The following is a 1,887-nucleotide window of genomic DNA, read 5'->3' on the forward strand; positions in this document are numbered from 1 at the left end:
GGAAACCCCTTAGTTTACTAAGGGCGCAATTATACACCACCCAGAGGTTGGTGCATTGCGTTCTCCGAAGGCTCCTCGCCGGAGGGCTGTGATTTTCCGCAGTCATGGTCTGCTCCAAATCATACAGGGGACGCTACGCTTCCCCTGCGCTGGCTGCCGCCAGCTACCCTTTTGTGGACTTGCCATCTGGGGACACCTTGCGTTGCAAGCTGTTCCCAGCCGACAAGTTTCATAAAATATGCTATCTTTTCGATAGCCAATGAAGTATAATGAAGATGACAACAAATCGGTAGTTGACAAGGAGTTTTGATAGCGTGAAAAAAATATTTCTTAAAATTGTGATAGGGGTTGTTCTTGCTTGTATTTTATTTGTTTGTTTTCTTTATACGAACAATGAGATCGGCGTGACTTCATCTAAGCTGGAGGCAGATATTCGTTCGTCGCAGAAGATTAAGGATGATTGGACGGTCGATGGAAGCGTTTCCAGCACGATGGCTGCATATATTTCTTACCCTCAGGATTTGAGTGACCATTCTTTTTCCGTCTATGTCAACCGTCCTGGTCTTTCCTTTGGATACTTTTTCCGTGGGGGTGGAAACCTTTCGGGGGTTCAAAGAGGAATTGCCGAGTACACCGTAGAAGGATATAATGAGCGAGCATTTATTTCTATGAATCAGCAACAGGTAACACAGCTTGAAATAGATGACGGCAACACAATTCAAGTGCTTGACATTGACAGCAATAAACCTTTTGCGATTGTTTTGCCTATAAGTGCGGGAACCATTACATTCTATGATGTGAATGGCAATACTGTGGAATACTGGAACAATTCTCTTTGACAACTTCCAGTTTGTCAGCTTCACATCGGGTCAACTTGCCCCGAACTTTTACAATTAAATACCCGCCGCCCACATAGCGGCACACCGAGCAGGAAATCTGAAAAAGGTCTCCTGCTTTTTTTCTGCCCAAAATGAGATGGTAAAACGCCACCCCGTCCACCAATTAGCGAAAGGAGGGACACGAAATGCCCTGTCCACACAACGAAATCACGATTGTTCAGCGCAGCCAGCGGCAGTCTGCGGTTGCCGCCGCTGCTTACCAGAGTGGCGAAAAGCTGTTCTGTGAATACGACCAGCAAGTGAAGCACTACCCGGAAAAGCGTGGTATCGTCCACAATGAGATTCTGCTCCCAGCAAATGCCCCGCCGGAGTATGCAGACCGTAATACCTTATGGAACGCCGCCGAAGCGGTGGAGAAGCAATGGAACTCCCAGCTTGCAAGGCGGTGGGTGCTTACCATCCCCAGAGAGATACCGCCTGACCAGTACGCTGTCCTTGTCCGAGAGTTTTGCCAGCAGCAGTTTGTTTCCAAAGGCATGATCGTTGACTTTGCCATCCACGACCCCCATCCGCCGGGACACAATCCCCACGCCCATGTCTTGCTCACTATGAGGGCAATAGACGAACATGGGAAATGGCTTCCCAAGAGCCGCAAGGTTTATGACCTTGATGAAAGCGGAGAACGGATAAAACTTCCGTCCGGCAGGTGGAAAAGCCACAAGGAGGATACGGTTGACTGGAACGACCAGAAATATTGTGAAATCTGGCGGCATGAATGGGAAGTAATCCAGAACCGCTATCTGGAAGCCAATGACCGCCCGGAGCGTGTGGACTTGCGTTCCTATGCCAGACAGGGGCTTGATATTATCCCTACTGTCCATGAGGGGGCTGCTGTCCAGCAGATGGAAAAGCGTGGTATCCAGACAAATATCGGCAACCTGAACCGGGAAATCAAAGCTGCCAACCGCCTAATGAAGTCCATCCGGCAGCTTATCCAAAACCTCAAAGGCTGGATTACCGAGCTGGGAGAAAAACGGAAAGAGCTGCT

General features: G+C 49.0%; 2 protein-coding genes. Both read left to right on the top strand.

Features of this window, described 5'->3' with window-relative positions:
• The first annotated feature begins 314 nt into the window (after positions 1–314).
• Positions 315–839, top strand: a complete 525-nt coding sequence (locus LKD71_RS17905) for a hypothetical protein (protein WP_002569224.1) — start codon at positions 315–317, stop codon at positions 837–839.
• Positions 840–1,024: 185 nt separating this feature from the next.
• Positions 1,025–1,887 (top strand): MobQ family relaxase (gene mobQ, locus LKD71_RS17910; RefSeq protein ID WP_227616416.1); only part of this gene is annotated, 863 nt, incomplete at its 3' end.

Origin of the sequence: Fusicatenibacter faecihominis (assembly GCF_020686945.1) — a bacterium.
Lineage (GTDB): Bacteria > Bacillota > Clostridia > Lachnospirales > Lachnospiraceae > Limivivens > Limivivens faecihominis.